The sequence below is a fragment of the Glaciecola petra genome (assembly GCF_031846345.1).
In the GTDB taxonomy this organism is placed as follows: Bacteria; Pseudomonadota; Gammaproteobacteria; order Enterobacterales; family Alteromonadaceae; genus Glaciecola; species Glaciecola petra.
The window spans coordinates 411863-438806 of the sequence record NZ_JAVRHX010000003.1 but is presented as its reverse complement, the minus strand read 5'-3'; the positions used below and the strand labels follow the sequence as shown (position 1 = coordinate 438806).

The following is a 26944-nucleotide window of genomic DNA, read 5'->3' as shown; positions in this document are numbered from 1 at the left end:
GACCTATAAACACCTCATGCAAAAATCAAGCCTGTTAAAATTTATTATATAAATCATGCGCTTGTGAATAAAAATTTAAAAACATTTGTCTATTTGTAAAAAATACTGACGCTTCTTTAAAAAGGGGTCAGTGTAACTTAACCCTTAAGTCTAGTTTCACAGACCCCTTTTTAAGACTAGCTGATAATGGTAGTGTTTCTTTTCAAGTAAATACTCTTTGTGGGTGCTTGGGCTCCATGAATCATCGCCACCAATTCCCATGTGTTTATGATCGATGTTTATATAGATACTGTCATCACTAGCTAAATCATTTGTATGTTTTGCTTGAGCTAACGTAGCTTGTGAGTACTCACTTACAGAAAAGCAAAAGTCACCATTTACTTGTAAGTTTGCGACGTTTAGTTGTTCGCAATCGCTGCGTAAGCCATTGTCTGTTGGAAAAACATAGGGTGTATACATGGCAGCTAAAGGCTGAGAATATGCACCAAAGCGAGCGGCAGATTTTCTATCAGGGTAGTTTTCAAATGGGCCTAAACCCAACCAAGCAATGTCAGTATCATCTGACTTACTAATTGTGGTGCTTATGCCAATTCTGGGCATAGGCGGAAGCGCTTCGTTAAGGTTTACTTCAATACTCAGCGCGATTTCGCCATTAGGTGTTACTGAGTAAACCCACTTAGTTTGGGCTTGCAAAGGCTCATTATAGTGGTAATCAAAATAGCAAATAACACGAGTATCCTTAGTCGACTCTAGCACATCAATTGACGTGCATGTTCGTTGCCATTGTCCTATTCCGGCTTCAGCCCATCTCGCCGCCCATGCATTGGGATCGGGGTTATCAACTTCGCTCACACCAATGTCATTATCAAGGGGCGCACGATAAAAATTATCCACTAACGGACTTGCGATTATGGCTTGCCCATCTAAGCAGTATTGTTCTATCAGGCCGCTATTGCGCTCAAACGACAAAATGAAGTCTTCACTTTTCAGCGTAATGTGAGCGTCTGTTTTGTTCACTTGAATTGAGCCAGATTTATCTGTGCCCGATGCAACTACACCTTGACTCTTCGCGCTACTCAAACTTTGGGTATTAACTAAGGCAAATTGTTCGCTAGCTGTAGCATGGCCTGTAGGAGCAAAATCTGTTTCGGTAATTAGTTCAACATCAAGGTTAAGATGATATGTTGCCCCTGCTTCAAACTCTGTGCTTGGCGTAATTTTCAATATTTGTTCTGACTGAGGGGCAATACTCAATGTATGCTCGCCTTTTTCTACCATCACACCATTATGTAATAGCTGCCATACCAGCTTTTCGTTATCGGTTTTTCTAAAAACATAATCGCTTTGCACAGTTATTGAATATTGGCCGTGGCTTACTTCAGTTAGCTTAAAATTAAAATGCTGCTGACAATACTTTGCTTCAAATAAACTCGGGTGAGGCGTACGGTCGGGAAACAAAATACCGTTAATGCAAAATTGCCTGTCGTTGAGTTCGTCACCAAAGTCGCCGCCATAGCCCCAATAGTGCGTGCCGTTTTTATCGACTTTAGATAAGCCCTGATCAACCCAATCCCATATAAAACCGCCTTGCAAACGCGGATAGTCTTTAAATGCCTGCCAATAATCATTGAAACTACCCAGGCTGTTACCCATTGCATGGGCATATTCACATAAAATTAGTGGGCGAGTTTCACCCGGTAGCGAAAGCCATTTTTTAATTGAATATTTGGGTACTGCTTCGTCTTCAACATCGGTATCTACACGAGCATACATTGGGCAAATAATATCGGTTGCTGTGGTATTTGCGCCGCCACCTTCGTATTGCACAGGCCTTGAGGGGTCAAAACTTTTTGACCAGCCATACATAGCGTCATGGTTAGGTCCATGGCCCGATTCATTGCCAAGTGACCAAATAATGATAGATGGATGGTTCTTATCACGCTCCACCATTTGCGTATAGCGAGACATAAACGCCCCCGCCCATTGCGGATCGCTTGCTAGCCTGCTCATAGGGAACATACCATGGGTTTCTATGTTAGCTTCGTCAACCACATACAAGCCAAGCTCATCGCACAATTCGTAAAATTTAGGGTGATTGGGATAATGAGCGGTGCGAACGGCATTGAAGTTGTTTTGCTTCATTAACTTTATGTCGTCAAGCATATCGCTTGTGCTCACCGCGTGGCCATTTTCCGGGTGATGTTCATGACGATTAACACCACGAATAAGTATGGGTTTCCCGTTAACACAAAGCTGTCCTTGAATAATCTCAACTTTTCTAAAGCCTATGTTATACGCTTCAAAATCGACGGCATCGCCTACTTCATTGATTAGGCTAACAACGCATCGATATAAATGGGGGGTTTCTGCTGTCCATTTTCGCGGGTTTTGAATGTTTATTTCATGAAAAACAACATCCCTCCATCCGCCTTGTTCGTCAATACGTTTGGTATTTGTCGCTTCAACATGTGGCTCGCATATGGCGGTTTCACCATCAAAAATCTGCACAGCCACTTTATAATTATCAGGTGCATCGATTGCGGTTTTAATTAATAATGACGCGTCTTTATAACAGGCATCTAAATTAGGACTGATAAAAACATCGAGTATGCGTTGCTGTGGTTTAGACAATATAAAGACGTCACGAAAAATGCCGCTCAACCACCACATATCTTGGTCTTCTAAATAACTGCCGTCACTCCAACGAATCACCATCACGGCTAATTGGTTTGTGCCTTCAACTAAATAAGGGCTTAAATCAAACTCACTTGGCAGGCGACTGTCTTGAGAATAGCCAAGCCATTTTCCATTGCACCACAAATGAAATGCAGAATTAACACCTTCAAATACTATATGATTTTTAAGGGCTAGCTGCGCTTTTGAAATATGAATTTCGCGCCGGTAACAGCCGGTAGGATTATCACTTGGAACAAAAGGCGGATTAAGCTCAAACGGGTACTTCACGTTGCAATAAATAGGGTTATCGAAACCTTTTAACTGCCAATTTGACGGTACAGGAATAGTTTGCCAATCGCTAGCCAATTGCTCGTTAAAAAGTGATTCATCGACTGCTTCTGGTTGGCTAAATAACTTAAAAGCCCAATCACCATTTAAATATTGCCTTTGCGCATGCAGGTTTTGGCGTGCATCGTCTAATGTTTTATAGGCCTTAAGTGGGCTGTGTGCTTTTATCTGATTATGCTGTGTCGAAATAGGATTTTCCCAATCACGGCGATTAATGATTTGCTGCAATGTTGTCATTGTAATCCTATTTGTGCATAAAGATGGGTTTGGCCACGTTGCCATTGCTTATTATAAAACTTATTTAGCGTATATCGCTAGCTTAAACTAAGCTGTTTTCTCTACCTTAATTTAAGGCTTTGATGGTATTCTTTGAGATCATGATTATTACTAAGATATCTAAAGACTCCACAAGTGATTGTAATATGGGCGGTGCTGCTGACTCATCGACTCGCTTAGCAAAAGAATTAAGCGATCTAAGCTTCCGCGCTAAGGCGCATTGGGGTTATTCGGCTGAGCTCATGGAAAGTTGGCGCAATGATTTGACAATTGGACCTGAATATTTTGAAACCCATCAGGTATTTACATCTTATATTGATAAGCAACTGGTGGCTTATTATGCATATTGCAAATTGGAAGCATGCACCGTATTACTGGATAATATATTCGTGGAGCCAGCATTTATTGGCAAAGGCATTGGTAAAGCCTTATTGGACCATTTGAAAACGCAAGTAAAGAGTACTGAAAATAACTTAATTAGACTTTACTCAGAACCTCATGCGAAAGCCTTTTATTCAAAGTTTGGTTTTGTGCTTGTTGGGGAAAAAGCGACGTCTGTCAAAAACAGGTTTTTGCCGATTATGGAACTTACCTTAAAGTAAACCAATCGATGAGGGTACTTGTTTAAAAATCCCAAAAAAAGAGCAATAAGCATCAATTTATGCGCTTTTATAGTGCGTATTTTCTCCTTCACTATCGGCTTTAAATTCTAAGTGTTTGTTTTCGCTATTAAATATATTGTGGCACCAATTTTGGATACTACTCAAAGGTTAGTAAAGCAAATATACTAAATTCAAATCATAAAAGTCATGTCAAAGTAGGCACGACTAACGGCAATGTAGCCCACAAATGAGCAATCATTTGTGGGTTTTTTTTTGCAAATTTTGCCACGAGTTAAGAAAAAAGAGAGAGATAAAATGACACCTGATGCAGACGATATTCTAATCATTGGTAATGGTATGGTAGGTCATCATTTTGTGGTTAACATGAGGGCACAGCATCCTTCAGCTTCTATACGAGTGCTTTGTGGTGAGGCTCGCTTAGCATACGATCGCGTGCATTTATCAGAGTTTTTCAGCGGAAAAACGGCTGAAGATTTAGCCATGACAACCCCGCAAGAATATGAACAACTTAATATTGCATTTAAGACTAGTGCGTGGGTAAAACAAATAGACAGAGAGAAGCAAGAAGTTAGCACTAGTGAAGGGGAGACCTTTACATATAAAACTTTGGTTCTTGCTACCGGTTCTTATCCCTTTGTACCGCCTATTCCGGGTAACGATAAGCCCCATTGCCTCGTATATCGGACCATTGAAGACCTTAATGAAATACAAGCCTCAGCCAATGTAAGTAAAACTGGAGTTGTTGTAGGAGGAGGATTATTGGGCTTGGAAGCAGCGAATGCATTAAAAGAAGCCGGCCTCGAAACTCACGTTGTTGAATTTGCACCTCAGTTAATGGCAGTGCAACTCGATGAGTCTGGCGGACAGACCTTAAAACAAAAAATAGAAGCATTAGATGTCACTGTGCATACTGAAAAAGCAACTCAAGAAATAGTCGGTGGCGAACAATGTCGTTATAGAATGAATTTTGCCGATGGTACTTACTTAGAAACCGACATGATTTTATTCTCTGCAGGGATTAGGCCTTCTGATGCGCTTGCCCGAAATTTCGGTCTAAACATAGGGGAAAGAGGCGGCATAGAAATAAACGATTATTGCCAAACATCAGATAAAAACATTTATGCTATTGGTGAATGTGCGCTTTGGCAAAACCGAATATTTGGTTTAGTTGCTCCTGGCTATACTATGGCAAGAGTGGCGGCAGACCATATCGCCGGTAAGGAAAATAGGTTTGAAGGTGCTGACATGAGCACTAAACTTAAACTGATGGGTGTCGAAGTAGGCTCTATTGGTGATGCTCATGCAAAAACGCCAGGCGCCATGGTTTATACTTACGAAAACCAGCCTCTCGGGATATACAAAAAACTGGTAGTAGATGAACAGCAAAATAAACTACTTGGTGCAGTTTTGGTAGGTGATACAGGAGAATACGACACTTTACTCCAGTACTGTTTGAACGCTATTGATTTGCCCGAAGCGCCAGAGTCACTTATTTTGCCTAACGCAGAGTCAGCGCCCACTTTAGGTGCGGATGCGTTGCCCGGCACAGCAACACTTTGTTCCTGCCATAATGTAAGCAAAAATGATGTTATTGATGCAATAGAAAATGGCAATACAGATTTAGCCTCGATTAAATCTTGCACCAAAGCGAGCACTGGCTGCGGTGGATGTGCCGCCTTATTGAAGTCGGTATGTGACACAGAACTAGCAAACAGAGGGGTAGAAGTAAGTACTGCCATTTGTGAACATTTACCCTATACACGTCAAGGTTTGTACGATCTTATTAAAATAGAAGGGATCACCAATTTTGAAACACTAATTCATAAGCATGGTAATGGCCTTGGTTGTGAAATTTGTAAACCAGCTGTGGCAAGTATATTAGCGTCAATTCACAACGAGTTTGTATTAGCGAAGCCCCATGTTGGCTTGCAAGATACTAACGATATCTACTTAGGTAATATGCAGAAAGATGGGACTTATTCGATAATACCACGAGTACCGGCTGGTGAGATTACGCCTCAAAAACTGATTCTTTTAGGCCAAGTTGCCGAAAAATATAAGCTATATACAAAAATTACAGGCGGACAACGCATCGATTTGTTTGGTGCAAGAGTTGAGCAATTACCCGAAATTTGGGAAATACTAGTTGAGGGTGGTTTTGAGACAGGCCACGCGTATGCGAAAGCCTTGCGCACAGTCAAGTCTTGTGTAGGCAGTTCATGGTGTCGTTATGGAGTGCAAGATTCTATGACTATGGCGATCGATCTTGAAAATCGCTATAAAGGTCTGCGTTCTCCCCATAAACTCAAATTTGCTGTGTCTGGTTGCACTCGAGAGTGCGCTGAAGCACAAAGCAAAGATATTGGTGTTATAGCGACCGAAAATGGTTGGAATCTTTATGTGTGTGGCAATGGCGGCATGAAGCCTCGTCACGCAGATTTATTTGCGACCGACCTCGACGACGAAACATTGATAACCTTCATAGACCGAATCTTGATGTTCTATGTGAAAACCGCGGACCGCCTGCAAAGAACATCTGTTTGGATGAACAACTTGGAGGGAGGCCTTGATTACCTCAAAGAAGTGATCATAGACGATTCCTTAGGTATTTGTGAGACTCTCGAAAGCAATATGCAAGCAGTCATTGGCACTTATCAATGCGAATGGAAAACGGCCATTAGCACACCAGAACATAGAAATCGTTTTGTGCAATTTGTAAATTCTAAAGCCCCCGATCCAAACATTAAATTTGTCGAAGAACGAAATCAATTGCGACCGGCCACTTTAGAAGAAAAAGGTGGCGTTAACATTATGGAAAAAACCTCATCAACGATTGATGTTATCGCGGTCGACTAGGAGATTTATATGACAACTACAAATTTAGACAAAGCTATGGCGCCTAGCGGTATATGGATGCATGCTTGTGAGGTAGAGGATTTAGTTTATAACTCGGGTATTTGTGCTCTATTAAACGATAAACAAATTGCTATATTCGCTGTTTTTAATTCCACCGTATTGCAAGATACTAGTGCGGACAACCCAAGTTTTGGGAACGAAAAGCATACTGAAAACATCAGTCTTTATGCCTGTGATAATTATGATCCAATCGGTCATGCAAATGTGTTATCTCGCGGGCTCATTTGTTCGATAAAAGATGAAGTCTGTATTAGTTCACCTTTGTATAAGCAACATTTTAGCTTAGGCACGGGGGAGTGCTTAGAGCAACCAGAGTATCAAGTTACTGTTTATTCGGTTAATTTAGAGGATGGGCAGGTTTATGTTAATTTGCCTGTTCATGAGCCATTAAATGAAGCAACAAGTGATACTGTAAACGACGTAAAATCTCAACAATCTTCACTACCTTGCTGAAGAATTGCTCATGCAACATAAAGCGGTGCACTATAAACATACTCAAGTAAAAACCACTTGTCCTTATTGTGGGGTTGGTTGCGGGCTTGCAATTGAATGTGAAACTAAATCTAATCATGCGCAATCGGGTCAATTAGAAACTGAAGTGCGTGAAATAAAATCATTAAACGGCGACCAATCACACCCAGCAAATTTTGGAAAGCTTTGTGTAAAAGGAAGCCATTTACTTGAGACTTTAGACTCGCTTTCCAGTGAATTACCAAGCAATACTGAACACTTAAAGTTATCCACAGTTAATGATGTAAATAAGCGCTTACTTAAACCAAAAGTCAATAATGAAGATGCCTCATGGGATGATGCTTTACATCTTATGAGTGAAAAAATAAAATCTTGCCTGTCCAATTATGGGCCAGAATCAGTGGCGTTTTATTTGTCAGGTCAACTATTGACTGAAGACTATTACGTTGCCAATAAGTTGATGAAAGGGTTTATTGGTAGTGCAAATGTCGATACCAATTCACGTTTATGTATGTCATCTGCTGTTGCTGCTTATAAACGGGCTTTTGGAGCTGATGCGGTACCTTGTTGCTACGAAGATCTTGAGCATACAGAACTCCTCGTTTTAGTGGGTTCTAATGCAGCTTGGACACATCCTGTGCTATTCCAGCGCATGCAACAAGCCATCGCCAAAGATACTAAAAGGAAGTTGCTTGTTATTGACCCACGTAAAACCGCTACGAGTCAAAGTGCAGATTTACACCTAGCCATTAAACCAGGCACAGACACATGGCTGTTTAATGGTTTATTGCATTTTTTAATTGAGCACAAAGCATGTGACTACAAGTACATACAGGATAATACACAGGGCTTTAATGAGGTGGTTAAAGCGTGTGAAAATTATACCCTTGAAAGCGTTGCGTCTACTTGCGAACTGGATCGACTCGATTTATTACGGTTTTATACATGGTTTGCTGAAAGTAAAAGTACCATTAGTTTTTATTCAATGGGTGTTAATCAATCGACATCAGGTGTAGATAAGGCAAATGCTATTATTAATTGCCATTTAGCAAGCGGAAAAATTGGCAAAAAAGGCTCAGGACCATTTTCAATTACAGGCCAACCTAATGCAATGGGGGGGCGTGAGGTAGGTGGTTTAGCTAATATGCTGGCAGCGCATATGGATATTGAAAACCCTGAACATCAAGAGCTGGTAAAAACATTTTGGGAAGCACCCAATATAGTGCGAAAAAATGGTCAAAAAGCAGTGGATATGTTTGACGATGTGTTGTCAGGGAAGATTAAGTTTATTTGGATAATGGGTACCAATCCTGTTGTGAGTATGCCTAATCGAAGAAAAGTTGAAGCGGCATTGGCTCATTGTGAAACGGTTGTAGTAAGTGATCTAGTGCAACATAACGATACACTGGCTTTTGCTGATATTAAGCTTCCTGCCACAGGATGGAGTGAAAAAAATGGCACAGTGACTAACTCCGAACGTCGGATATCTCGTCAACGTGGCCTTTTATCGCCAACCGGAAACGCAAAGCATGACTGGCAGATTATTTGTGAGCTTGCGGCTAAATTGGGTTTCAAAAACGCTTTTAATTTTACCCATCCGCATCAAATATTTGTTGAACATGCCCGCTTGAGTGCTTATCACAACGGGGGTAAACGGTGTTTTAACTTGTCTGGTTTAACTAATTTAACTGAACAGCAATATGATGCATTAACACCTGTTCAGTGGCCTGTTATTTTACCAGAATCAATTTTGCCAGAATCAGTGTCGCCAGAATCGTCGCTGCCAGCCTCATCAGCTAAGTTAGGGCTCAAAAACGACCAAGGAACAACTAATACATTTTTGGGTACTGAACGTTTATTTACAGATAATAAATTCTATACATCTAATCAAAAAGCGATATTCATTGCAGTATGTGCTCAATTACCATATCAACGCACAACATCCCACTATCCGTATGTGCTAAATAGTGGAAGGATGCGCGACCAATGGCATACCATGACGCGTACCGGTAAGGCGCAGAAGTTGGTGGAACATAGTGAGCAAGCAGAATTATTTATCAATCCGAAAGATGCTGCAAAACATGGTCTACGCAATGGCGAGTATGTGACTCTAATGTCCGAAAGCAATGCGCACATACAAGATGCCAGTAAACAAGTTCTAGCTAATACAAGCGTTACATCAAAAACAAAACCTAGCCCGGCAATATTACCTATCAAAATTAGTCAAGAATTACGAAAAGGCGAATTATTCGTGCCGATACATTGGAGTAAATCAAACACTAGTCATGTCGATATAGCCTCATTGTATAGTTCTGCAAATGATCCTATATCAGGGCAGCCTGAACTGAAGCATGCGGCTGTCAATATTAAAAAAATAACGCCAACCGACTGTTTTACCCTTGCCATCAAAGCGTCATATTTTTCTAGCAAGTTGCGTTTGGCTGAATATCAAATCAATATCAACCAAGGTGATTTTTATATTCTTAAAATGGCATCATTTGGGCAAAAAAAACCATTAAACTCAGACTTAATTAAGCAGTATTTACCTGCTAACTATAGTTGGCTCTCTTGTCTTTATGCAGACACACAAAATAATCAAAAAGACCTCATTACATCGATATGTTTAAGTGACAAAAACGAGCTTGTTGCTTGCTTAACAGAGCATGCAGATACACATGCTGATGGCATTAATAATGAATTTATTAAGGAATGTTTTGCTCAACAAGCGAAGCTTGATCCTCTGACTCAACATCAATTACTTACCCGAACGGTACCTTCATATTACGAGCAGGGACGACTAATCTGTAGTTGTTTTAATGTTCGTGAAAAACAAATTCAAGGTGCTATCGACGAGGGCTGCGAGAGCGTATATGCCCTAGGTGAAAAGCTTAAATGCGGCACAAATTGTGGTTCATGTAAAAGTGAATTATCGAGCTTACTTCAACATGCAGAAAGTAGACATTCACAAGGTCTGAAAACAGACATGCAACGAAATAATATTTCTATTAAGGAGATTACAAAATGACCCTCGCTCAAACATTTAAAACACCATTTAATAAAGTGAGTGAGTTTTGCAAAGATAGTTTGCCCATATTTAATGGACCATTTTCACTATTTTTTAAAAATAGTAACCACAACAATAAAAATAGTGATTCGAGTGGCAGAGTGACTATTGTCGGTGCTGGACCAGGCGATCCTGATTTATTAACTATAAAAGCACTAAAGGCATTGCAAAAGGCTGATATTGTTTTGTTTGATTGGCTGGTATCGCCTGCCATTTTGCAATTAATACCCAAACACACAGCTAAAGAATTTGTCGGTAAGCGCTGCGGTAAACATAGCATGCCGCAAACAAGCATCAGTGAACTGGTGCTAATGCATGCCCAAAATGGTAAGAACGTAGTCAGACTTAAAGGCGGCGATCCCGCTATTTTTGCCAGAACGCTAGAAGAGGCAAAGGTGCTTGCCATGCACAATATTCCCTTTTCCATTGTACCTGGCATAACCGCCGCTTCGGGTGCTTCTGCATACACTGGCTTAACACTCACACATAGAGCTTGTGCACAGTCCGTGAGGTACATCACGGCAAGCTTGCAGAGGCCCGCAGACGAGCCAAACTGGAAAAGTATAGTTGCTAGCGCAGAGACTGAAACACTGGTGTTTTATATGGGCTTGTCTAAACTTGGTCTAATTTGCGAGCGATTACAAACCGCTGGGTTAACAGCAGGTTTTCCAATTTGTGTAATTGACAACGCTTGCACCGATGAACAGAAAATGGTCGTTTCAAATCTTGGTGATATTGAGAAAAACGAAGCCATAGCGGCATTAACAGGGCCAGCGATTATTGTGGTTGGCAGAGTGATTGAGCATTACCATCCAGTCAGCACTAGACCAATTGATTTGCACCAAACTAGTGATATTGTTGCCACTATTCGGTGAATGGCACGCTATGTGGCAAACTAAATTAAAGGCAATAGTCGATAATAACTCTTTAACTCTATGTAAATTATGGAATTTAAACTCAATTAAGCTTGTTGAGAAGTTGGCAAATAGATTGCAAATACATTCCAAATGGATAGTAGATACATAGCAAATATATATGAATATTTTAGTGCCCGTTCCAATCCTTGCAAGCAATATGGACTTTAATGAATAATCAGGCCTTCTTTCTTCGGTTTAACGCTCTTTGAATATACTATTAATAGACGATAACCAAAATCGAGCCCAAGCTATACAGCAAGCTTTGAAGGGCTCACAATATAGCATCACCCATCTGGTCAGTGCGGGTTCTTCGCTTTTGCGTGAAGTTGACATTGCAAAGCCAGATATGATTGTGATTGATATAGAATCCCCCGATCGTGATATCTTAGAAAGCCTTCACACTTTAAATCAAATCAATCCCAAACCTATCGTAATGTTTACTGAAACTCAGGACTCGCAAATAATAAAGCGCTCAATTAAGTCGGGTGTTAGCGCATATGTCACTGGTGATGCCGACCCTAACCGGGTCAGGGCAATTTTAGATGCCGCCGTTGCACGTTTCGAAGAGTTTCAAGATTTAAAAAGTGAACTTAAGTCGACTCAAAACCAATTAGGTGCTCGAAAAACAATTGAAAAGGCAAAGCGCATGTTAATTGAAAAACAAGGTCTTGACGAAGATGCTGCCTACAAAGCTATGCGTAAAATGGCTATGGATAGTGGTCAAAAACTCGAGCAAGTTGCTACTAATATTATGAATATGCTGAAGAATTTACCATGAAGATACACCACAACACGCCTTTGAAGGTAGGCTTCGTAAAATTAACTGATGCCGCGCCCTACATTGTGGCAAAGGAACTTGGGATTTATGAAAAATTTGGTTTGCAAGTAGAGCTTTTAGCACAAAATTCATGGTCTACGTTGCGCGATAAACTTGAGATGGGATTATTAGATGCGGCTCAAATGTTGGCGCCTATGCCGCTGGCCAATCAAGTAGGAATGTCTGGTAATCGTAAAGATATAATTATTCCGATGATTACTAGTCAAAATGGCAACGGTGTTACGCTAAGCAAGCGTTTATGCGAAGAAATTAAGCTTGCTAATGATTTAACTAAAATACCGTTCCCAATGCCTGCGAAGTTGCTCAAGAAAACACTAGAACGAAGAATAAAAGATAAGCATCCAAAATTAAAAATAGCCTGTGTTTTCCCTTTTAGTTGTCACTATTTGCAGTTGATCGATTATTTACATGTTGCCAAAATTGATATTGACGAGATCGAATGTGTATTTATGCCACCAACTAGCATGGCTATTAGTTTAGAAAGCGGGGACATTGACGGGTTTTGTGCTGGTGGCCCCTATAACGCAAAGTCGGTAAGAAACGACACTGGTGTTACCGTTCTTACATCGTATGACATTTGGCAAGACCGTGCCGAGAAAGTCCTCGCAATTACTCAGTGTGAATACGATAAGACCCCAGAAGTATTTCAGCATTTATGTGCTGCGTTAATAGAAGCATGCCAGTGGTTGAAAGAAGTGCCTAATCGTTTTGAGGCAGCTCGCATAATGTCGCGTGACCAATATTTAGATACCAAAATTGACATTGTTGCCCCGTCTTTATTGGGGAGTTGCTTAACTGAAGAAGGTCAAAGCCCAAGGCATCTTCCTCATTATAACCGTTTTTCATCAATATTTTCTGCTGCCGACGATGGACCATATGCAGTGAATCGGCCTACATTTGACCAAGCTGAATGGTTATATGGAAAGTTGCAACATGTATGGCCTCATGCGTTTGAAAATAAGATCGCCGAACAAGTAATGAAGCAATGCTTTAGGCCCGACATTTTTGCAAAAGCTATTACCACGCATAAAAAACACATTAATAAATAATCGTTACTTATGTTTTTTCATGATTTAAGACACTTAAATGTAATATTTATCAATTTTATCAAGCAAAAGGTCAACCTTTTGGTAAGTTTTATTTAGAATTTCAATCAATTATTGGTAAGATGATTTTGAAAAAAGCGTCTAAATTATCGTCGAAAACTATGACATTAAGTAAATTTCTTCTTCTTTATTCGTGTTAATTTAGCTTGAGCAAATAAGACTAACGCTAAGCTCCTTAGACTTTGTAAGCGCTTATATTTTCTCTGTTTATGCTTTCTGTTATTTGTTTAAAGCATTGAAATAAATGAATAAAATTTAAAAACCATTTTAATATTAGCCGCTAGTTAATAGTAATAATGCATAGCCTTGTATTGGAAACGTAGTATTATCAGTAATAATGGTAATACATTGTTGATATATTGGTTGACAATATTGTCCTGCATTGGTTAGTATGAATCATATTGTTAATCTCTATATAGGATTTATAACAAATGATTAACACACTGCATTTTCAAACATACACAATAACAATATTTAGGAGTGAGTATGGACAAGCCTAGCATTGGCTTCATCGGCCTAGGCCTTATGGGCAGAAACATGGTAGAAAACCTACAAAAAAGAGGTTTTAAACCGATCGTAATGGACCTTAATAAGGATGTTGTTGCTGAAGTTGTTGCACAAGGCGGGAGTGCCGCTGAATCTGCTGCACAATTGGCAGCTGACAGCGACATTGTTATGCTTTGCTTAACAACCTCAACTATCGTTGAGAGTGTAGTTTATGCTGAAGATGGCATTTTGGCTGGCATAAAAGAAGGCAGTGTTGTGATTGATTTTGGTACTTCTATTCCAGCTTCAACGCGCAAGATTGGTGCAGACCTAGCGAAAAAAGGTGCCGGTATGATCGACGCACCCTTAGGACGCACCCCAGCCCATGCGAAAGATGGTTTACTAAACATTATGGCCTCTGGTGATCTCGATACTTTTGCTAAAGTGAAGCCGATATTGGATATTCAAGGCGAAAATGTATTCCATCTAGGTGCTTTGGGTTCTGGACATACAACTAAGCTGATTAATAATTTCATTGGTATGACGACGGTAACTGCGATGTCACAAGCATTTGCTGTTGCAGATAGTGCTGGTGTTGACAAGCAGCAATTGTTTGACATTATGTCAACAGGGCCATCAAGTTCGCCATTTATGCAGTTTTGCAAAAACTATGCTGTTGATGGTGTCAGTGACTTGGGCTTCTCTATTGGCAATGCGCACAAAGACATTGGCTACTTCCTCGAAATGGTAAAAGATTTAGGTACGCGAGCGCAAATTGCTGAAGGCACATCTGCGAACTTGCAAGCTGCGTATGATGCCGGTATGGCTCGTGGCAATGTACCTGAAATATACGACTATTTTAGTCAATTAGGTAAGTAGTAGAAAGCTCCCAAAAGCCCAAACCTTGAAATATACTAAACGATAGCGATAGTTGCTAAGTGTAAAAATTCAGCTTTGGGCTTCATTTTATTTGTTTGTAAAGAGGTACCCCCACCATGCCTACTAAATCTTTTTCGCTCTTACTAACTTTGTTTTTATTGCACGCGTGCAGTATTTCGACTACCGGCTCGACTGGCAAGCCTGGTCAAGACGGTCTACAGTTGTCCAATTCTGTATCTGATACTGAAATTTTGGTGAAAAACCAAAATGAGTTCAATGAAGCTGTAAAAAGCCTAAAACCTGGTGACACCTTAGTGTTAGCAAACGGTGAATGGCAAGACTTTGAGATTTTGTTTAAAGGTCAAGGTAATGCCAAATCGCCGATTACGTTAAAAGCAGAAACGAAAGGCAAAGTGATTTTGACTGGGCGGTCTAATTTGCGTCTTTCAGGGGAGTATTTAGTCATTGAGGGCTTAGTTTTTACTAACGGTTATAGCCCTACCGGAGAGGTTATTGCATTTCGAGAGAATACTAAAAAGCTAGCAAATAATTCACGTGTTACCCAAGTGGTTATAGATGGGTTCAGTAATCCAGATAAATTTGATTCAGATAAATGGGTTGTTTTTTATGGTAAAAGAAATCGCTTTGATCATAGTCACTTAGAAGGAAAAAATAACAACGGTGTGACTATGGCAGTTAGACTAAACACAGAGTCCAGCCAAGAGAATCACCATAGAATTGATCATAATTACTTCGGTCCAAGGCCTATTTTGGGTTCTAATGGCGGTGAGACATTGCGTATTGGGACAAGTAAGTATTCACTAACAAACTCATTTACTGTGGTAGAAAACAACTACTTCGAACGCTGCAATGGTGAAGTAGAAATAATTTCAAACAAATCAGGCCAAAATAAGTTTCTTAATAATGTGTTTTTTGAAAGCAGAGGCACACTCACCCTGCGTCATGGTAACGGTAACTTAGTTGAAGGTAATGTTTTCTTCGGAAATGGCAAAGAACACACTGGTGGTATTCGGGTCATAAATGCCGACCAAACGATCCGCAACAATTATATGGAAGGGTTAACCGGTATACGATTTGGCGGTGGGTTTACGGTGTTAAATGGCGTTTATAATTCGCCTATCAATCGCTATCATCAAGTTAAAAATACTAAGATTGAAAACAACACCATAATAAATGTTGATAACATAAACTTGGCTGGTGGCAGCGACGAAGAACGTCAAGCGGTTCCTATTGATTCTAGTTTTTCAAACAACTTAGTGCTAAATGAAAATGGCAATAATCCTTTTAAAATTTTTGATGACGTATCAGGAATAACATTTGCAAATAATATCGCAGGCCAATCCCCACAAGCTGAAATAGCAAATGGTTTTAGCATTGAACAGATAAGTGTTAAACGAGGTGCTAATGGCTTGCTACAGAGTGCCGCTGCGCAGGCTAATAATGTTGGAGCAAGCGCTTCTCTCTCCCCAACTAAGAGAGACGAAACGGGTGTTGATTGGTATCCTAAAGCGGAACTAGAGATTGAATTTGATTCTGGTGAAGTTTTTGCGGTTGCCACATCTGCAGAGCTTTTAGAGAGCCTTTCAAAGGCGCAAGCTGGGGATGTGATTGAGTTGGCAGCAGGGGATTACGACATCAATCGACTCATACCCATAGAAAATAAAGTCACTTTAAGAGCAAAAACGCCGCGCACAGTGACGCTGTATCCAATGCGTTCTTTAACCTTTGAAATAAGAGACGGCGGTAGCTTAAAGCTAGATGGGATAAATATTTCAGGTAAAAAATCTCCAGATAGCGCAGGTAATGTGCTAATTCGTAATACAAAATTACCTACCTTGTTCAATTATAAATTGGTGATTAATAATACCCATGTGAGTGATTTAAATGTGAATCATTCGGCTCATGTATTTGATGCAGGTTATAGAAGCTTAGCTGATGAAATAAGCATTATTGATAGCAGTTTCACCAATATAACGGGTGATATTTTACGATTAAACAAAGAACAGGATGATTTAGGCATTTACAATGCAGAGTATGTCACAGTTAAAAACAGTACATTTGTCAATATTGAAGGTGCAGTGGCTAAAATATATCGTGGTGGAACTGACGAGAGTACATTTGGACCTCACTTCTATATGACTGACAGTATTGTTGAAAACGTAGGATCAGGCAAACGTAACAAAACGAAATCGTCAATTTTCTTACTAGGTGTTCAACAAACTATGTTAGATGGCAATACGTTTAAAGATAGTAAAGTTATCACTATAGATCACACGGTTGGCGAGCCAATTACTAAGATTTTTAATAATACTTTCGATAGCGTTCCGTTACCTGTAGTGACAGAGACTTTTGCTAAGGGGCCGTCTACGGCCATCATGGAAGGAAATAACATACTATGAGGCTTGTTCATTCACTTTTTATATTATCACTATTCTCTACTATTGCTTGTTCGAAACAAATGTTACTAGAAAGCAATGAGCAGGTTGAGCAAATGCAAGCTGCTGCGACTAAGCCTGGCAGTTTTAGTCGTGAGTTTGAAAACCGGAGAAGTGCTATAGATGCAGCTTTGATGCAACCCATCAATGTTCCTTTACCTGCAGATGCCGGTGGTGGTTACACGCATGAAGTGCACAAAAAGAATTATGCCTTAATTCGTGATGCAGGGCGTTTGTACTTGCTGTCACAGGAAAAAAAGTATGCAGATTTGATCAGAGATATATTAACTGCTTATGCTGAAATGTATCCTAGCTTGCCTTTGCATCCTAAACAAAAAGAACAGTCTCCAGGAAAGTTGTTTTGGCAAAGTCTTAATGAAGCGATGTGGCTAGTTTATAGTATTCAAGGCTACGACGCAGTCAAAGAGGCATTGACACAAAGTGAACGTGACAAAATAGAAAACGGTGTTTTTTTGCCAATGGTGAAATATTTGTCAGATGAGTCACCACAAACATTCGATAAAATACATAATCATGGTACATGGGCGGTGGCAGCCGTAGGAATGGCTGGCTATGTATTAGATAAGCCTGAGTGGGTTGAGAAGTCTTTGTATGGTTTAGATAAATCAGGTAAAGGCGGTTTTATGCGCCAATTAGATGAGCTTTTCTCACCCGAGGGTTACTACAACGAAGGACCTTACTATCAGCGTTTTGCTTTATTGCCCTTTGTAATGTTTGCTAAAGCGGTTGATGTGAACGAACCCGACCGTGAAATTTTTGAATATAGAGATGGAATATTACTTAAAGCCATTACCACGACAATTGAGTTGAGTTACAACGGTCTATTTTTTGGTATTAATGACGCCATCAAAGATAAAGGTATCGATACCATCGAATTGGTGCATGGGGTAACAGTAGCGTATAACAAAACAGGTGAAAAAGGCCTGTTAAGTATTGCCAAAATTCAGAATCAAATTTTACTAACAGGTGATGGACTTGAAGTCGCGCAAGCACTAGATGAAGGCCTCGAAGAAGTGTACCCCTTTACCTCAAAGGCATATGGAGACGGCATTAGTGGCGATGAGGGAGCTTTGGTCGTCTTGCGTCAAAATCAAAGTAGCGATCATCAAACCTTAGTTTTTAAAGCAACTTCACAAGGTTTAGGTCATGGCCATTTTGATAAATTGAGTTGGCTATTCTTTAACGACGGGAAAGAAATTGTTTATGATTACGGTGCAGCAAGATTTCTAAATGTCGAGGCTAAATATGGTGGCCACTATCTGGCAGAAAATAACTCTTATGCAAAGCAGACAATTGCCCACAATACACTTGTAGTTGACGAAATTAGTCATTTTAATGGCAATACTAAAGAGGGTAACAAGTATCATCCTGAGGTTATTTTCACAGAGTTTGATGAACGTCTCCAAGTTTCTGTAGCAAATATGCAAAACGCATATAAAGACGTGACCTTTAAACGAACCCAAGCGATGGTTAATAGTGAAGAGGGCTTAATTTTTATAGTTGATGTACTAGATGTGAATGCAAATGGAGAACATCAATTAGACTTACCAGTTCATTTTAATGGGCAGTTTATCGATACAAGCGTTGATCTTGCTGCGCAAACAACAACACAAAAAGCACTTGGCGACAATAACGGATATCAGCATTTATGGCTACAAGCACTAGGTAGAGTTAAAAACAACTTAGCGCGAGTAACTTGGCTGCAAGATAGCACTTTTTATTCACACAGCACTTCTGTAACTGCAGAGAAGCAAGTAGAACACGACCTGATGATGGTGCGAGTAGGTGCAAATGATCCTAATTTTAATTTAATTGCGAAGCAAGCACTGGTCAATAGAGTTAAAGCAAGCGGTAATGTTCAATTCTTAAGTGTACTAGAAGTGCATGGCGAATATAACGGTAGTCGTGAATATACTCTTGATAGCAAGAGTTCGCTTGTGAGTTTAGAGAATACCGAAGTAGATTCAAATGAAATAGTGAGAGTGTTTAAACTTGATTTTACCAATGACGTGTCGTATTTGCTCGCCTTAGCAGATGACGCAAAAGCTCATGATCAAGAAACTCAATTCAGCTATATGGGTAAAACATTTCTTATTAAGGGCAATGCGCAACTGATTCGCCTTTAATGTGTGTAAAATGTGAGATTTAAAATAATAATGGAAGCCGACGGCATAGGGTAAATAAAATGAAAAATTTGAGATGGTGGGTGATTGCATTGGTAGCGCTTGCAACGGTCATAAATTACATTGATAGGCAAACGTTGAGTGTATTGTGGCCGTTTATGGGGCACGAAATTTATCCTGAAAAAACGGACGCCGAACTCAAAGAAGTTTACGGTATTATTAGTATTGTTTTTTTATTTTCATATGCCTTTGGTCAAGCTTTGTTCGGAAAAGTGTTTGATTGGGTAGGTACGCGTTTAGGTTTTGTACTTTCAATTGGTATTTGGTCTATTGCCACTGTGATGCATGCTTTTGCTCAGGGTATTTTGACCTTCAGTATATTCAGAGCAATTTTGGGTATATCAGAAGCTGGAAACTGGCCTGGTGCTGCTAAAGCTAATGCCGAATGGTTCCCAACGCGAGAGCGTGCGCTTGCACAAGGTATATTCAACTCTGGTGCAGCAATTGGCGGTATTGTTTCAATTCCCCTTATTGCATATTTGGCCTTGTTTTTTAGCTGGCAAGCAATATTTGTTATTGTCGGTTGTGTCGGTCTTTTGTGGTTGATTCCTTGGTTAATCGTTGTTAAATCACCACCTGGTTCACACCCTTGGATTACTGAGGAAGAGCGTGAATATATTTTGTCTGGACAAAAGAACGAGATAAAAAGTGACGACGGTAAGCCCGTTGAAGTTTACACACCAACTACAGGGCAACTTTTGTCGCATAAACAAAGTTGGGGCGTCATTATTGCTACAGCGGCGATTGATCCAATTTGGTGGTTATTTATCGTTTGGATCCCTACTTATTTGGTAGAGGTATACCAAATGGACGTGAAAGGATTAGCGATATATGGCTGGGTACCGTACTTAGGTGCCATGTTTGGTGCTTGGTTTGGCGGGTTACTTGCGCAAAATAGATTAAAAGCAGGTTGGTCAGTAAATAAAACAAGAAAGTTTGTTATATCTTTGGGTTGTTTGATTATGTTACCCGCCTTATTGATGCTTTCAAATCCTGGTGGAGAGATTGCAGCAGTACTTATCATGGCGACTATTTTGTTTGGTTTCCAAACATCTATAGGTAACGTACAAACTTTACCTAGTGATTTATTTGGTGGTTCAAGCGTTGGTACACTGGCAGGTTTCGCTGGAATGGCAGCAAAACTAGCGGCTGCTTTGTTGATATATTTAGTGCCTTCACTAACCGCAGATGGTAACTACACTGTTGTGTTTATTATTGGTGCAGCTCTCGCTATTATAGCCATGCTAAGTGTATTAGTGCTTTGTCCTAAGATAGAGCCTGTGGCGTCAAAGTCAGGTGCTTCAGCGCAATCTGCTGATAGTATATAGTGAAACAAGCAGGTTGTTTTAACCAGACTTTTATTCTCTGTGCTTTTCTTGCGTTTGTTTCTTCGCAAGTTTGTGCAGAGCTGATAGAAGATGAAAGCGTAATTCCTGCTTCTCATATCAATTTAGTCGACGGTGAGCTCTTAGGTGATTTCGAATCATTAGATCCCAACAAAAAACCGAGTGGTAATTTTGATCTTCTTGATTGGAGCCTCACACTGCCGACTGACTTAAATAAAGACAAAAAGGCCGACACCGTATACGAAAAGCGTTTGGCTCAGGATTTTGAACTGCCGCCATTGTTTTATACTGCTAGTGATGGTGGCATGGTGTTCGCTTGTCCAAATAAAGGTGCTAAAACGTCTAAAAATACCAAGTATCCACGGACCGAATTACGTGAAATGTTGAGGCGAGGCGACACTAGAATGAAAACCCAAGGTGTCACTGGTAATAACTGGGTATTTGGTTCTGCGCATGGATCTGCGCGTCGCAAAGCAGGTGCAATAGATGGCAGTCTCGAGGCTACTCTAGCAGTTAATAGAGTGTCGTTTACAGGTGACACAAAAATGGTCGGCCGTGTCATCATTGGTCAAATACATGCGACAGATGATGAGCCAATACGCCTGTATTATCGGAAACTCCCCAATAACGAAAAAGGCTCCATATATTTCGCTCATGAGATTAACGATGGTGATGATGTATGGGTTAATCTAGTGGGAACGCGTTCTCATACTTTGCCTAATCCCGAAGACGGTATCGCGTTAAATGAAAAATTTAGCTACAAAATTAGTGTTGAAAAGCATATTTTAATTGTGACGCTTATACGTGCAGGCAAGGAGAATATTACCAAAGCTTTTGACATGAGTGAAAGTGGTTATAACAAAACAAGTCAGTATATGTATTTTAAGGCGGGTGTTTATAACCAAAATAATAGCGGTAACCCAAAAGACTTTGTACAAGCTACCTTTTATCATCTAGATAATCAGCATTAGCAACTCAGATATCGCTAAATCTCGGGATACATTTGAATGTAGTTACTGTTTGAAAATCCTACCTGAAAAACGACCAAGCTTCGCTGGTCGTTTTTAATATCAAAGATTGAAAACTATTCTATGAAATCTTCTCGGCAAGGGCTAAAAACATCCAATAAAATGCCTGCTTTTTTACAAACAGCACCATGTTTCATATTAGGCTCTACAAAAAAGCAATCACCCGCCTTGAGCAAGCGTTTTTCTTCACCCATTTGTACTTCAAACTCACCACTTTCTACATAAGCAACTTGTGCATGATGGTGCTCGTGAACGTAGCCAATTGCTCCTTCTTCAAACCAAACTTTTGCCATTAAAATTTGCTGATTATATCCCATTAATTGGCGTTTCATACCGTTGCCTAAGTCTTCGATGGGTTGTGTATCACCTAAAATAAATGCGCTACTTTGTCTCATAATATGTTTCCTTAATTTATTTATAAAGTATTGAAGCAATGCTAGTGCTTTTTGTCAACCATTAGTATAATTTTTCACTTACCAATTAAGGTTTTATTGGTAATAATTCCAAAGAGGTGTATGCTTATAACTAGAATTTGTAAGTAAGTATGAATGGGGCTGTCATTGGCCATTTATCAAGAAAGCTAAGTTACCAACAAGTCGATAAGAAAAAAGCATTCTTGTGAATATTTATACATTTAATAAGATAGGAATAGGTAAGAGGTAAACATGAAAAGCAGTCGAATGTTTTGGCAGATTGTCGATAAAATTGAAACGCTTATAGATTCAGGAGAGTTCCCTCCTGGAAGTCGGTTGCCACCAGAGCGTAAACTTGCAGAATTGTTTGATGTAAGTCGTCCAACAATCCGCGAAGCGATAATCGCATTAGAAGTAAGACGTCGAGTCGAAGTGAAAACGAGCTCAGGCGTATATGTACTGCAAAACCCGCAAATTGAAGAATCTGATATTCGAGTCAGCGCATTTGAATTGACACAAGCAAGGGCTTTAGTAGAAGGCGAAGCAGCTGCATTGGCTGCAGTATCAATTACCGAAGCAGAGTTGAAAAAATTGGAAGCCACTTTAATTGCGATGGAAAAGGGTATTGATGCAGAAAATGCCGACCGAGAATTCCATTTCATTATATCTAAAGCAACACGTAATAACGCAGTGTTACTCGCTGTTGAAAGATTTTGGCAATTGAGAGACTCACAACCCGACATCATTAATGCATACAAAAATGTTTGTGATGGCAGTAACAGCGATAGGTCAGAGGAGCATAGAAATATCTATTTAGCCTTATCTAAGCGCGACTCGGCTGAAGCGAGGGCAGCGATGCATTTACATTTTAATCGTTTAATCAATAATTTGTTTGAGATAAGCGAAGCAAGAGCATTAGAAGAGGTCAGGAAAAAATCTAATCAGACCCGAGATTTATATTCTCTTAATCATTTGGTTAGCTGACGCTCAATAGCCAATTGACCAGCAAAATTATTATTGAAAGCCACACTTGTTAGATGTGGCTTTTTTAATGCCAAATAACTGAACCAGTTTAGGGCATTGCCCCCTTATGAATGCACTAGTGTAAACCAATATTTCTATCATCAAAAGCATTGTGAAATGTAAGCTATTGAAAAATAAAGATTAAAAAAGTTGGCATCATTGATGCAAACCAGCATGTGAAAGGAGCTAACACAGATAATCCTTCTTGACGTAACAATCCCCCTGTTTTCGTCAAGCATATAATAAAAACTGTGTGGAATAACGACACACTAGTTTGTATTGCGATGAAGCAGTACACACTTAGGCAAAGTAGCCCACGATAGAGATGTTAATTCATCACTATCGTGGGTTTTTTTTTGGAAAATTATCTTGATGTAGCACAGGAATACAAAGATGAACATTCGTACATATTTAAACAAGGTCACAAACAAAGTGAAAAGCTTACCAGCCCCTCGTGGCACTTTAACTAATTTCGCAGTTGCGATTACACTACTTTCTAGTGTTTTATTCAGTGCTTATGCTAATGCAGAAAAACTAGGATATGCGGAAAAAGAAGAGTTGAAATTTGGCTTTATCAAATTAACCGATATGGCACCGCTAGCAATTGCTTATGAACGTGGCTATTTTGAAGACGAAGGCCTTTACGTTACTCTTGAGGCGCAGGCAAATTGGAAAGTACTCCTAGACCGTGTTATCACCGGTGAATTAGACGGCGCGCACATGTTAGCAGGCCAGCCTCTTGGAGCCACAATTGGGTATGGTACTCAAGCGCATATTATGACTGCCTTTAGTATGGACCTTAATGGCAACGGCATTACTGTTTCAAACGAAATTTGGAAAAAAATGAAGGCAAATATACCGCATGAAAACGGTAAGCCAGTCCATCCAATTAGTGCAGAAGCCCTAGCCCCAGTAGTACAAGAATATACTGATGCGGGCAAGCCATTTAATATGGGAATGGTATTTCCAGTTTCTACACATAATTATGAATTACGTTATTGGCTTGCAGCAGGTGGTATTCACCCTGGTTTCTATGCCCCTCACAAAGGCGATACTAGCGGTCAAATAAGTGCCCAAGCTTTACTATCAGTTACCCCTCCTCCGCAAATGCCCGCCACAATGGAAGCTGGCACTATTTACGGTTATTGCGTAGGTGAACCTTGGAACCAACAGGCAGTGTTTAAGGGTATTGGTGTTCCTGTTATTACTGACTATGAGATTTGGAAAAACAATCCAGAAAAAGTGTTTGGTGTTTCAAGTGAATGGCAAGAAAAGTACCCAAATACTCATATTCGTGTTGTTAAAGCTATGATTCGAGCTGCAATGTGGTTGGATGCGAACAATAATGCTAACCGTCCTGAAGCAGTAAAAATACTGTCGCAAAGCAACTATGTTGGAGCTGACGAAGAAGTGATAGCAAATAGTATGACAGGCACGTTTGAATATGAAAAAGGCGATGTGCGTGAAATACCAGACTTCAATGTGTTTTTTAGATATAACGCAACCTACCCATACTACAGTGATGCGATTTGGTATTTAACACAAATGCGTCGTTGGGGACAGATTTCTGAAACTAAGTCTGACCAATGGTACAAGGATATAGCTAAAAAGGTATATCGCCCTGATATTTACGCGATGGCCGCAAAAGCTCTCATTGCAGAAGGTAAAGCCAAGGCCAGCGATTTTCCAAATTTTGCCGACGAAGACGGATTTAAACCCCCACAGTCTGAGTTTATAGATGGTGTGGTTTATGACGGAACAAAGCCTAACGATTATTTAGAATCGTTTAAAATTGGGCTTAAAGCTGAACAGAAATTATAAAGGCTGCATTTTCATTATGAAATGCCTTTATGGAAGACCGGAGAGAAACTATGACGTCCCAAGCAATTGTAAAATTAATGAGTAATAAACTTAACCCGTCATCAGGAGTGAGTGTGTTATTTCGCTATGCAAACATGTTAATACTTCCGGTCATCGGCTTTGTGATTTTTATCGGTATCTGGTCGGCAGTTGCTTCTCAAATAGATACATCTTTAGGTAAATTCCCTGGTCCTTCGGCAGTATTAGAGCAGACGGTTAGTTTGTATAAAGAACACAATCAACAACAAGAGAAAGCGAAGGCTTTTTACGAACGCCAAGAAACACGAAATGCAGCAAGATTGGCTGATGATCCTAGTTATCAGCCAAAAGTTCGCCCTTTCACAGGTGCTCCGACATTTTTTGAGCAAATTTGGACGAGCCTTTATACCGTGGGTGTTGGATTCTTATTGGCATCTATTATTGCGGTGCCTTTGGGCATTCTTTGTGGCTTGAGTAAGTCGACTTATACGGCTTTAAATCCCTTGATTCAACTATTTAAACCAGTATCACCATTAGCTTGGCTGCCACTTGTAACGATGGTGGTCAGTGCTGTGTATGTGAGCGATGATCCTATGTTTGCTAAATCTTTTGTGACCTCTGCGGTCACCGTTGCACTATGTTGTTTATGGCCAACACTTATTAATACCGCAGTGGGTGTATCTAGTATCGATAAGGACCTGATAAACGTTAGTAAAGTGCTTAGATTAAGTACATTCAAACATATTCAGAAGATAGTTCTACCATCTTCAATTCCTATGATTTTTACTGGACTTCGTTTGAGTTTAGGCATTGGCTGGATGGTGCTAATAGCAGCTGAAATGCTGGCGCAAAATCCAGGTTTAGGGAAGTTTGTTTGGGATGAGTTTCAAAATGGTTCATCAGAGTCTTTGGCTCGAATAATGGTAGCTGTTCTCACCATTGGCATAATCGGCTTTATATTGGATCGCTTAATGTTAATGCTTCAAAAAAGTGTTAGCTGGGACAAAAATGCCGTTTTACGCTAGTTAGTTGATTAGCATGACACAAAGAAATTGCAAAGGAAATTAAACATGAACGCAACTCACCTAGAATTAACACAAGTAGGAATCGATTTTCCTACCGCCAATGGCCCATTCAATGCGCTGACAGACGTTAATTTAAAAATTAACAAGGGCGAATTTATTTCCTTAATTGGTCACTCAGGTTGTGGTAAATCGACCGTTCTTAATATAGTCGCTGGCCTTTATCAAGCAAGCTATGGCGGAGTTTTACTAGATAATCTGGAAGTAAATGAGCCTGGTCCAGAACGCGCTGTGGTTTTCCAAAACCATTCTTTGTTACCATGGTTAAGCGTTTATAAAAATGTTGAGTTAGCGGTTAAACAAAGCCCAAATAAACGCAGCAAAATTGAGGTGAAAGAGTGGGTTGAGCATAATCTTGATTTGGTTCAAATGACCCACGCGAAAGACAAACTTCCATCTGAAATTTCTGGCGGAATGAAGCAACGGGTGGGTATCGCCCGAGCGTTATCTATGCAACCAAAAGTACTTTTAATGGATGAACCATTTGGCGCCTTGGATGCTTTAACACGGTCACATCTGCAAGACTCGGTTATGGAGATACATGCTGCATTAGGTAACACTGTTATTATGATTACGCATGATGTAGACGAAGCGGTATTACTCAGTGATCGAATAGTAATGATGACAAATGGTCCTTCTGCGACTATTGGTGAAATTTTAGATGTCGACCTTGAAAGGCCTCGTAATCGTATTGCTCTAGCCGATAATCCCTCATACAACAAGTATAGGCATCAGGTCTTGCAATTCCTTTATGAAAAGCAACGAAAAATCGAGCCGGTATTCAGCCAGCAAAAAACAAATGAAACTCCACACTCAAATAAAAAGGGGGCTAATTCCGCAAACAACGCTGCGTAATAAAAGGCTACTTACTAATTGGTGCTACGAGTTTAGTAGCACGATAACCAATATTATTTTTTAAAATTTGTACCATTTTACATGGTGCTAGTTCGGCT

General features: G+C 40.0%; 18 protein-coding genes. 16 read left to right on the top strand and 2 right to left on the bottom strand.

What is annotated here, in order from left to right; genetic code table 11:
* Positions 1-156: 156 nt before the first annotated feature.
* Positions 157-3261 carry a beta-galactosidase gene (locus RM552_RS12720; RefSeq protein ID WP_311369229.1) on the bottom strand — a complete coding sequence of 1035 codons (3105 nt, stop codon included), beginning with the start codon at positions 3259-3261 and terminating at the stop codon, positions 157-159.
* Positions 3262-3401: 140 nt separating this feature from the next.
* Between RM552_RS12720 and RM552_RS12715 the strand changes: the two genes are divergently transcribed.
* The 12 genes from RM552_RS12715 (at position 3402) to RM552_RS12660 (ending at position 21577) form a co-directional block, all read left to right on the top strand.
* Positions 3402-3902, top strand: coding sequence for a GNAT family N-acetyltransferase (locus tag RM552_RS12715; RefSeq protein ID WP_311369228.1), 501 nt, complete (start codon positions 3402-3404; stop codon positions 3900-3902).
* Between the two features lie 315 nt (positions 3903-4217).
* Entirely contained in the window at positions 4218-6779 is a 2562-nt protein-coding gene (gene nirB / locus RM552_RS12710; RefSeq protein ID WP_311369227.1) for a nitrite reductase large subunit NirB, read from the top strand.
* Between the two features lie 9 nt (positions 6780-6788).
* Positions 6789-7292: a nitrite reductase small subunit NirD gene (gene nirD, locus RM552_RS12705; RefSeq protein WP_311369226.1), complete on the top strand. Its 504-nt coding sequence runs from the start codon at positions 6789-6791 to the stop codon at positions 7290-7292.
* A gap of 10 nt (positions 7293-7302) precedes the next feature.
* Positions 7303-10335: a nitrate reductase gene (locus RM552_RS12700; protein ID WP_311369225.1), complete on the top strand. Its 3033-nt coding sequence runs from the start codon at positions 7303-7305 to the stop codon at positions 10333-10335.
* On the top strand, positions 10332-11249 hold the full coding sequence (gene cobA, locus RM552_RS12695) for a uroporphyrinogen-III C-methyltransferase (RefSeq protein WP_311369224.1): 918 nt from the start codon (positions 10332-10334) through the stop codon (positions 11247-11249). Before RM552_RS12700 ends, cobA begins: the two co-directional genes overlap by 4 nt.
* 247 nt (positions 11250-11496) lie before the next feature.
* On the top strand, positions 11497-12069 hold the full coding sequence (locus tag RM552_RS12690) for an ANTAR domain-containing response regulator (protein ID WP_311369223.1): 573 nt from the start codon (positions 11497-11499) through the stop codon (positions 12067-12069).
* Positions 12066-13178, top strand: coding sequence for a CmpA/NrtA family ABC transporter substrate-binding protein (locus tag RM552_RS12685; RefSeq protein WP_311369222.1), 1113 nt, complete (start codon positions 12066-12068; stop codon positions 13176-13178). The genes RM552_RS12690 and RM552_RS12685 overlap by 4 nt, the downstream gene beginning before the upstream one ends.
* Before the next feature lie 543 nt (positions 13179-13721).
* Positions 13722-14600, top strand: a complete 879-nt coding sequence (locus tag RM552_RS12680; protein WP_311369220.1) for an NAD(P)-dependent oxidoreductase — start codon at positions 13722-13724, stop codon at positions 14598-14600.
* Between the two features lie 116 nt (positions 14601-14716).
* Entirely contained in the window at positions 14717-17020 is a 2304-nt protein-coding gene (locus RM552_RS12675; protein ID WP_311369219.1) for a polysaccharide lyase 6 family protein, read from the top strand.
* A 59-nt stretch (positions 17021-17079) separates the two neighbouring features.
* Positions 17080-19203: a heparinase II/III domain-containing protein gene (locus RM552_RS12670; RefSeq protein WP_311369218.1), complete on the top strand. Its 2124-nt coding sequence runs from the start codon at positions 17080-17082 to the stop codon at positions 19201-19203.
* 59 nt (positions 19204-19262) lie between these two features.
* The gene (locus RM552_RS12665; RefSeq protein WP_311369217.1) at positions 19263-20588 is read left to right on the top strand and encodes an MFS transporter; all 1326 of its coding nucleotides are present in this window, start codon (positions 19263-19265) and stop codon (positions 20586-20588) included.
* Complete coding sequence (locus RM552_RS12660) at positions 20588-21577, top strand: polysaccharide lyase family 7 protein (protein ID WP_311369216.1); 990 nt, start codon at positions 20588-20590, stop codon at positions 21575-21577. Before RM552_RS12665 ends, RM552_RS12660 begins: the two co-directional genes overlap by 1 nt.
* A 113-nt stretch (positions 21578-21690) precedes the next feature.
* Here the strand turns inward: RM552_RS12660 and RM552_RS12655 are convergent, their stop codons facing one another.
* A complete protein-coding gene (locus RM552_RS12655; RefSeq protein ID WP_432277223.1) occupies positions 21691-22032 on the bottom strand; it encodes a cupin domain-containing protein in 342 nt (113 codons plus the stop codon).
* Between the two features lie 267 nt (positions 22033-22299).
* Between RM552_RS12655 and RM552_RS12650 the strand changes: the two genes are divergently transcribed.
* The 4 genes from RM552_RS12650 to RM552_RS12635 all read left to right on the top strand — a co-directional run bounded on the left by RM552_RS12650 (position 22300) and on the right by RM552_RS12635 (position 26846).
* Positions 22300-23031, top strand: coding sequence for a FadR/GntR family transcriptional regulator (locus RM552_RS12650; RefSeq protein WP_311369214.1), 732 nt, complete (start codon positions 22300-22302; stop codon positions 23029-23031).
* A gap of 432 nt (positions 23032-23463) precedes the next feature.
* Positions 23464-24891 carry a CmpA/NrtA family ABC transporter substrate-binding protein gene (locus RM552_RS12645; RefSeq protein WP_311369213.1) on the top strand — a complete coding sequence of 476 codons (1428 nt, stop codon included), beginning with the start codon at positions 23464-23466 and terminating at the stop codon, positions 24889-24891.
* A 134-nt stretch (positions 24892-25025) separates the two neighbouring features.
* Positions 25026-25934 carry an ABC transporter permease gene (locus RM552_RS12640; RefSeq protein ID WP_432277222.1) on the top strand — a complete coding sequence of 303 codons (909 nt, stop codon included), beginning with the start codon at positions 25026-25028 and terminating at the stop codon, positions 25932-25934.
* 45 nt (positions 25935-25979) lie between these two features.
* Entirely contained in the window at positions 25980-26846 is an 867-nt protein-coding gene (locus RM552_RS12635) for an ABC transporter ATP-binding protein (protein WP_311369211.1), read from the top strand.
* Positions 26847-26944: the final 98 nt, after the last annotated feature.

What these genes read in the sequence shown, in the direction of transcription:
- RM552_RS12720 (WP_311369229.1), bottom strand. Translation starts at nt 3,261, where the DNA reads ATGACAACATTGCAGCAAATCATTAATCGCCGTGATTGGGAAAATCCT.
- RM552_RS12715 (WP_311369228.1), top strand. Translation starts at nt 3,402, where the DNA reads ATGATTATTACTAAGATATCTAAAGACTCCACAAGTGATTGTAATATG.
- nirB (WP_311369227.1), top strand. Translation starts at nt 4,218, where the DNA reads ATGACACCTGATGCAGACGATATTCTAATCATTGGTAATGGTATGGTA.
- nirD (WP_311369226.1), top strand. Translation starts at nt 6,789, where the DNA reads ATGACAACTACAAATTTAGACAAAGCTATGGCGCCTAGCGGTATATGG.
- RM552_RS12700 (WP_311369225.1), top strand. Translation starts at nt 7,303, where the DNA reads ATGCAACATAAAGCGGTGCACTATAAACATACTCAAGTAAAAACCACT.
- cobA (WP_311369224.1), top strand. Translation starts at nt 10,332, where the DNA reads ATGACCCTCGCTCAAACATTTAAAACACCATTTAATAAAGTGAGTGAG.
- RM552_RS12685 (WP_311369222.1), top strand. Translation starts at nt 12,066, where the DNA reads ATGAAGATACACCACAACACGCCTTTGAAGGTAGGCTTCGTAAAATTA.
- RM552_RS12680 (WP_311369220.1), top strand. Translation starts at nt 13,722, where the DNA reads ATGGACAAGCCTAGCATTGGCTTCATCGGCCTAGGCCTTATGGGCAGA.
- RM552_RS12675 (WP_311369219.1), top strand. Translation starts at nt 14,717, where the DNA reads ATGCCTACTAAATCTTTTTCGCTCTTACTAACTTTGTTTTTATTGCAC.
- RM552_RS12670 (WP_311369218.1), top strand. Translation starts at nt 17,080, where the DNA reads ATGTTACTAGAAAGCAATGAGCAGGTTGAGCAAATGCAAGCTGCTGCG.
- RM552_RS12665 (WP_311369217.1), top strand. Translation starts at nt 19,263, where the DNA reads ATGAAAAATTTGAGATGGTGGGTGATTGCATTGGTAGCGCTTGCAACG.
- RM552_RS12650 (WP_311369214.1), top strand. Translation starts at nt 22,300, where the DNA reads ATGAAAAGCAGTCGAATGTTTTGGCAGATTGTCGATAAAATTGAAACG.
- RM552_RS12645 (WP_311369213.1), top strand. Translation starts at nt 23,464, where the DNA reads ATGAACATTCGTACATATTTAAACAAGGTCACAAACAAAGTGAAAAGC.
- RM552_RS12640 (WP_432277222.1), top strand. Translation starts at nt 25,026, where the DNA reads ATGTTAATACTTCCGGTCATCGGCTTTGTGATTTTTATCGGTATCTGG.
- RM552_RS12635 (WP_311369211.1), top strand. Translation starts at nt 25,980, where the DNA reads ATGAACGCAACTCACCTAGAATTAACACAAGTAGGAATCGATTTTCCT.